The 6,146-nt window shown below is 65.7% G+C and carries 7 protein-coding genes; 5 read left to right on the top strand and 2 right to left on the bottom strand.

Annotated elements, in window-relative coordinates; translation table 11 throughout:
- Positions 1-640, top strand: a 640-nt coding sequence (locus WAW17_RS24990) for a DUF427 domain-containing protein (RefSeq protein WP_422335570.1), incomplete at its 5' end; no start/stop codon positions are given.
- Between the two features lie 18 nt (positions 641-658).
- Positions 659-2,170 (top strand): ATP-dependent DNA ligase, encoded by a 1,512-nt coding sequence (locus WAW17_RS24985; RefSeq protein ID WP_422335569.1) that lies wholly within the window; start codon positions 659-661, stop codon positions 2,168-2,170.
- 43 nt (positions 2,171-2,213) lie between these two features.
- Here the strand turns inward: WAW17_RS24985 and WAW17_RS24980 are convergent, their stop codons facing one another.
- Positions 2,214-2,951, bottom strand: a complete 738-nt coding sequence (locus WAW17_RS24980; protein WP_422335571.1) for a pyrimidine reductase family protein — start codon at positions 2,949-2,951, stop codon at positions 2,214-2,216.
- Positions 2,951-3,478 carry a flavin reductase family protein gene (locus WAW17_RS24975; RefSeq protein ID WP_422335568.1) on the bottom strand — a complete coding sequence of 176 codons (528 nt, stop codon included), beginning with the start codon at positions 3,476-3,478 and terminating at the stop codon, positions 2,951-2,953. Before WAW17_RS24975 ends, WAW17_RS24980 begins: the two co-directional genes overlap by 1 nt.
- 65 nt (positions 3,479-3,543) lie before the next feature.
- On the opposite strand from WAW17_RS24975, the gene WAW17_RS24970 reads away from it, so the two are divergent.
- The 3 genes from WAW17_RS24970 (at position 3,544) to WAW17_RS24960 (ending at position 6,130) form a co-directional block, all read left to right on the top strand.
- Entirely contained in the window at positions 3,544-3,960 is a 417-nt protein-coding gene (locus WAW17_RS24970; protein WP_422335567.1) for an acyl-CoA thioesterase, read from the top strand.
- A gap of 49 nt (positions 3,961-4,009) precedes the next feature.
- A complete protein-coding gene (locus WAW17_RS24965) occupies positions 4,010-4,438 on the top strand; it encodes a hypothetical protein (protein WP_422335566.1) in 429 nt (142 codons plus the stop codon).
- A gap of 198 nt (positions 4,439-4,636) precedes the next feature.
- A complete protein-coding gene (locus WAW17_RS24960) occupies positions 4,637-6,130 on the top strand; it encodes a stealth family protein (RefSeq protein ID WP_422335565.1) in 1,494 nt (497 codons plus the stop codon).
- Positions 6,131-6,146 lie beyond the last annotated feature (16 nt).

The raw sequence follows: 6,146 nt of genomic DNA, 5'->3' as shown, positions 1-6,146 counted from the left end.
GTTCGAGAAGGGCCGCAGTCCCGTCTACTACAGGCCGCGCGCCGACATCCGGACCGAGTTTCTCGAACCCGTCGACGCCACCACACACTGTCCGTGGAAGGGCACGGCGCGTTACTGGGATCTCGTCGTCGGCGACCGCCGCGCCGAGCAGGCCGTCTGGGGTTACGACCATAAGCTCATCGACTCCCTCGACCTCAGCGCGTATGTTGCGTTCTACTGGAACGAGATGGACGCCTGGTACGAGGAGGATCAGCAGGTCTTCGTCCATGCCCGCGACCCGTACGTGCGGGTGGACGTGCTGCCCTCGTCCCGGCATGTTCGCGTATCCATCGGCGACACCGTCGTCGCGGACACCGACCGGCCGAAACTGCTGTTCGAGACATCGCTCCCGGTGCGGTTCTACATTCCGCGGATCGACGTCCGTTCCGAGTTCTTCACCGCATCCGACACGAAGACCGCGTGCCCGTACAAGGGCACGGCGTCGTATCTGTCCTTCACCGGGCCGGACGGCACTGCCGCCGAAGATGTCGCCTGGTACTACCCGTTCACGACCGCGGAGGCGTCCGGCATCGACGACCACGTGTCGTTCTATCCGGAGCGGGCGAACGTTGTGGTCGACGGCACCACACTGCGAGCGTGATCCGGATACGGTCGGGTTGTGCTGTTTTCACAGATCGTCGCGACGTCGGTGGCGGTGGGCGCCACCCGCTCCCGCAAGGTGAAGATCGAGTCGCTGCGGGCGCTGTTGACCGAGCTTGCACCGGACGAGGTGGAGCCGGCGGTCGCATGGCTCTCCGGGGAGCTGCCGCAGGGACGGCTGGGCATCGGCTGGCGAACCCTGGCCGATCTGCAGCCGTCGTCGGCCGGGGTGGCATCGATGACGGTATCCGACGTCGACACGGTGTTGACGGAACTGGCCGGCACCTCCGGATCCGGCTCGACCGCACGGCGACACGAGCTGCTCACGGAGCTGTTCTCACGAACGACTGTCGACGAACGGGACTTCCTGATTCGCTTGTTGACCGGCGACCTGCGCCAGGGTGCGCTCGAGGGTGTCATGACCGACGCGATCGCGGCGTCCGCAGGTCTGCCCGTCGAACCGGTTCGCCGGGCCTTCATGCTCTCTGGACGCCTCCCTGCCACTGCAGTCGCGGCGCTCGAAGGCGGCGCGGATGCGCTGACCCTGTTCCGCCTCGAGGTGGGACGGCCGATCCGTCCGATGCTGGCCTCCCCCGCCGAGTCGCTGGACGGGGCATGGACCGAACTCGGCGGCGACGTCACGGTGGAATACAAACTCGACGGCGCCCGAATTCAGGTGCATCGCAACGGTAACCAGGTACGTGTCTTCACCCGCACGCTCCGCGAGATCACCGGCACGGTACCCGAACTCGTCGACCTGGTCGCCAACCTGGACTGCACGTCAACGGTGCTCGACGGCGAGACGCTGGCCTTGAACGATTCCGGCCGGCCCCGGCCTTTCCAGGAGACGATGAGTCGGTTCGGCGCGCACAGCACTCGGGATCTGCTTCTGCACCCGTACTTCTTCGACTGCCTGCACCTCGATGGCGAAGATCTGCTCGATGCGCCGCTCGAGGAGCGGTTGGACGCACTGGAACGGGTCGCTCCGCAACACCGGATTCCGGGGCTGATCCGTCCCGACACGGACGGGGCGGCACTCCATTTCGACGACGCGCTCGCGGCCGGCCATGAAGGTGTGGTGGTGAAGTCGCTCACCGCCCGCTATGCGGCGGGGCGGCGCGGGCGGGCATGGCAGAAGGTGAAACCGGAACACACCCTCGACCTGGTCGTGCTCGGTGCCGAGTGGGGGTACGGCCGGCGTACCGGGTACCTGTCGAATCTGCACCTCGGCGCGCGCGACCCGGACGGCGGCGACCCGATCATGGTCGGGAAGACGTTCAAGGGCCTGACCGACGCACTTCTCGCCTGGCAGACGGAGGAGTTTCCCCGCCACGAACGCTCGCGCGATCAGCACACCGTGTACCTGCATCCGCAACTCGTCGTGGAGATCGAACTCGATGGGGTGCAGGTGAGTTCGCGCTATCCCGGCGGTGTCGCCCTCCGGTTTGCGCGGGTGCTGCGCTACCGGCCGGACAAGGAGCCCGCCGACGCCGACACCATCGACGCCGTGCGGGCACTGCTGCCGGGATAACGCGTCTCCCGACGCCGAAGCCGGTCCTGTATCCCCGCCGAGGTCAGTCGCGCACGGGACCGCGGCCGTACCGCAGATAGAGAAAGTCGTTGTTGACCAGAACGTGCTCGAGGGTCAATGTCCGCGGCGCCTCGAGCATCGGCCCGGTCGAGGCCGGCTGCGGTTGGGGACCCGCCATCCTCGGCGCCAGGGTCAGGCACATCTCGTCCACCAGATCATGGAAGACCAGATCGTCCAGCAGGGTGGGACCGCCCTCGGAGAGGATTCGGCGCAAGCCACGGGCCCGCAACGCGGCAACTGCGGCCGGTAGGTCCACGGTGTCGTTACCGGCGACGAGGATGTCCGCGGCGTCGGTGAGGGCCGTATCGAGGGCGCCTGCGGCCCGCTCGGTCGTCACGACGATGGGCTTGGTCTCACCGGTGAACATCGGTGAGTCGAGTGGAATGTTGCCGGTCCGCGTGACGACAGCGATCGGCGGCGCGGATTCGAGTGCCCACCGCTCGCGGCGATACCGGGCTTCCTCGTCGGTCAGGCGGACGGGGCCGTAACCCTCCGCCCGGACGGTGCCCGCGCCGACGAGCACCACGTCGGCATACACGCGCAGGGCACGGAGCAGTTCATGATCCACCGCATCCGACAGGGGCCGGACGCGTCCGCCGAACGCCGCAGCACCGTCGAGTCCGGCAACCATGTTCACCCGGATGCCGTCCGGTGGGTCACAGTAGAACTGCTCCGCCGACTCGTCGTCGGGACTCGGGCGCAACGCCCGCATCCGGGGCATCATGCTTCGTGTCCCGGTTCGAAGTCGCGCACATCGGAGAACGTGACCAAGTCACCTATGGTGTCGGGCGCGAAGCCGGTCTCCGGTGCCAGGAGGAACGCGACGTGGTCACCCAGGGCGAGTTGTTCGAGGATCCGTCCGCTGAACCACGCGGAGGCGTCCTCCAGGATCGGCAATCCGTGCGGCCCCGTCCGCCAGTCGCACTGCGCGAACTTGTCGACCTCGTCGCCCGTCTCCTCGCCGAACAGCCTGGCCAGTTCCAGGTTGTCCCGGCCGACCAGATGAACCGCGAGACGCTCCGCTCCGGACGCGATCTCGAAGGTGTGGTTCTTGTTCGACAGCCCGATCAGAAAGCGCGGCGGGTTGATGCTCACCTGCGACGCGAAGCCGACCAGGCATCCGGACCTCTCCCCGTCCGCCTGCGTGGTGACCACGAACATCGGATAGTTCAGCAGCGCGACCACGTCCTCGAACGCGTCGCTTCCGCCTCGCTCCGGTGCATCGGTGCTTCCGTTGGTTCCGGCCATGTGTCCTTCCTAACAGATAGATCCCCGGTTGGAGGGCCGGAAGGCACGTCGGTAATGTCCGGTCGGTGCCTCACTTCACGATCACCTTGCAGAACGACACCGGCCCGGACGCCTCGGAAGCGATGCAGCGCCACGTGCCCTTCTACTGGGTGCATCGGGCTGTGGGGCAGGCCTGGGTCCGGGCACTCGTCGACGCCTGCGGAGACGTCCTCGATCCGGTGTCCGGAACCGTCGCCGTGAACGTGTCGAGCAATTTCCGGCACGAACTGTTCGTCGGTGACTCAGACATCGAGGTAGTGCTCGAGAAGATCGGAACGAGTTCCATCACGGTCGGGGTCGCGGTCTCCCAGGAGGACGTGCTCGCTGCCGAGGTCACCGCTGTCCTCGTGCACATCGATTCCGGCCGCGGACAAGCAGCACCGTGGTCTCCGGCACAGGTTGCCGCACTCGAGTCGCTGCTGCGGGTCACCTCACCCCGCTGAACCACCCGAATCACGTTTCGACCAGCGCAGATCTGGGCAATCGGTGCCCATGAGTACCGAAGACGGTCCCGGTTACACGCTGAACCCGAGCGAGAGCCTCGACTCCGACGAGGTGCGGAACAACGACGGCGACGACGTGGTCGACCCACCGGACGCCTGGTGTGAAGCCGACAGGTTCGGCACCACTGCACGCGAAGAACGCGAGGGCGAGTCGCTCGACGCGAAACTGTCGGAAGAAGAGCCCGACGTGGCACTCGAGGAACCCCTGGAGATCCCGGTGTCGGTGCTCCCCGACGACGAACTGTCCGAGGACGTCGATCAGTTCCCCCTCGACGAAGAGGAAATCGACATTCCCGTGCTCGGGTTGAAGCACGCCGATGTCGTGGAGGGCGTGATCGTGCAGGATTCGCGCACCGATAGGGGACAGATCGACGGGGCGGCCGAGGACGGCGACTCGTTCTTCACTGTCCGGGATTGACCAGCGCAAATTTAACAGTTCGGCGTTAGGCGACATGCCCGAACTGGATCTAGAATGGCCCACATCGCAGTCGCGACACCCACTTGAAAGGACACTGACATCACGCACTCTTCCGCTCCCCATGATTTCTACCTCGTACCACCGGAGCAGGAGACGGGCGATTCTGTCGCGCACGCATCGCCCGAAGCCCAGTCGAGGTTGCTCGACAAGCCTGATGTCATCCGATTCAAGACTCGTTTCGCCGTCCCGATCACTGCCACCACCCCGCACGAGGCGATGGTCGAGGACCTGCTGTTCATCCGCGACGTTCTCGACCGTGCCGGCATCGAATACCTTCTGGTCCGCGGCAACGACGAACGGCCCGTGATCGCCGTCAACCGGGACCAGCGCAAGGAACTGCGCGAGGCGTTGGTGAGCGCTTGCCAGAACGTTCCGTTCTATTCGAAGGCGGTGGACACCAAGAAGCGGCCGGCACTCCTCGTCGCCGACGGCAGCCTGTCCGCAACATCGAAGGCACGCATCTTCCGGTTGTTCCGGCCGCGGGTGCACGTCGCGAGCGGACTGAGCTACGGGGCGTCGACCGGCGTGCAGATCGAATTGTGGTCGATGGGCGACGACGAGATCGTGTTGCCGATCGAGAACTCGCTGACCCGGCGCACACTGCCGCCGGAGGACGCGGTCCGCGGCACGGTCGAACGGTTCGGTTGCGTCTGGCCCACCATCGAGAACATGTTCGCCGACCACGCGTCGGACATCAAATTCGACATCGACCTGGTGTTTTCCTGGGTAGACGGCTCGTCCGCGGAGTTCCAGGCGCAACGTGCCAAGCGGATGCAGCACTACGTGGTGGGTGAGGGTGACGACTCCGAAGCCCGCTTCCGGCAGATCAACGAGCTGAAGTACGCGCTGCGGTCCGTCCACATGTACGCACCGTGGATCCGGCGGATCTTCGTCGCCACCGATTCCGAACGGCCGGCCTGGCTGGCCGACGATCCCCGCGTCACGTTCGTGCGCAGCGAAGAGTTCTTCGCCGACCAGTCGGTGCTGCCGACCCACAATTCACAGGCGGTGGAGTGCCAGCTCCACCACATTCCGGGGCTCGCGGAGCACTTCCTGTACTCGAACGACGACATGTTCTTCGGGCGCGCGGTGAACCCCCAGATGTTCTTCTCCCCCGGTGGCATCAGCATGTTCATCGAGGCCACCACCCGAATCGGCTTGGGACAGAACGACAACCAGCGTAGCGGCTTCGAGAACGCGGCCCGCGTCAACCGTCAGCTGCTGCAGGACCGTTTCGGGAAGATGACCACGCGTCACCTCGAGCACGCCGCGACTCCATTGCGGAAGAGTGTGATGGCAGAGATGGAGAGGGAGTTCCCGGAGGAGTTCGCCGCAACCGCGGCAAGCACCTTCCGGGCCAGTTCCAACATCTCCGTCACCAATTCGCTGTACCACTACTACGCGCTGCTGACCGGCCGCGCGGTGGTGCAGACGGCGGCACGTGTGAAGTACGTGGACACCACCATGAAGTCCGGGTTCCGCGAAATGGACTCCCTGCTCACCAAACGGTCGATGGACTTCTTCTGCCTCAACGACGGCAGCGCCCCCGAAGTCGACCTCGAACTGCGGACCGAGAAGGTCACCCGGTTCCTGGAGGACTACTACCCCATCCCCGCACCCTGGGAAGCCTGACCCGGTTCCCACCCCG

Origin of the sequence: Rhodococcus sp. (in: high G+C Gram-positive bacteria) (assembly GCF_049286785.1) — a bacterium.
Classification (GTDB): domain Bacteria; phylum Actinomycetota; class Actinomycetes; order Mycobacteriales; family Mycobacteriaceae; genus Rhodococcus_F.
This window is presented reverse-complemented; position numbering and strand designations above follow the sequence as displayed.

Coding starts and splice junctions, on each gene's coding strand:
- WAW17_RS24980 (WP_422335571.1), bottom strand. CDS start 2,951: ATGCCCCGGATGCGGGCGTTGCGCCCGAGTCCCGACGACGAGTCGGCG.
- WAW17_RS24975 (WP_422335568.1), bottom strand. CDS start 3,478: ATGGCCGGAACCAACGGAAGCACCGATGCACCGGAGCGAGGCGGAAGC.
- WAW17_RS24965 (WP_422335566.1), top strand. CDS start 4,010: ATGAGTACCGAAGACGGTCCCGGTTACACGCTGAACCCGAGCGAGAGC.